This window comes from Anaerotignum faecicola (genome assembly GCA_024460105.1).
Taxonomy (GTDB): Bacteria; Bacillota; Clostridia; order Lachnospirales; family Anaerotignaceae; genus JANFXS01.
Map to the genome: position 1 here is coordinate 1 of JANFXS010000268.1, position 457 is coordinate 457.

The following is a 457-nucleotide window of genomic DNA, read 5'->3' on the forward strand; positions in this document are numbered from 1 at the left end:
CTAAACGTAAGCGGCCATGTCCATATCCAGCATATTGCGGAGAACGGAGGGCTCTATGACATTGCAACCGGCTCCCTTACCGTGGCCCCGAACCGGTATGGTGTTTTAACCGTTGGTTCAGATGGAAGCACATCGTATGAAACCCGGAAGGTGCATGTCGGGCGATGGGATCGGGAAAAATCCGGTATTGCCGGGGATTTTGAGAATTTCGAAGAACTGTCCCAGGCGTATTTTGACGAGTGCACGCGAAAAAAGATGAAGAAGGAGCTGGAAGCACTGAGTGTATCAGAGGAAGAGCGGGCGCAGATGACGGAACTGGCCGTGGAGATGAACCGGAATTACTTTGCCGGTATGACAAAGCCGGAAAAGGAAATTGCAGATACACCCGGCTGGAAGCTTTGGAAAGAAAAGGGAGCAGAGCTCTTTTTCGGCAGCTATATGGATTCCATGATGGAAG

General features: G+C 51.0%; 1 protein-coding gene. It reads left to right on the top strand.

Annotated features, from left to right (window positions below; translation table 11 throughout):
* Nucleotides 1–457: metallophosphoesterase (locus tag NE664_13895; protein ID MCQ4727726.1), on the top strand; the 457-nt coding region annotated here is incomplete at both ends.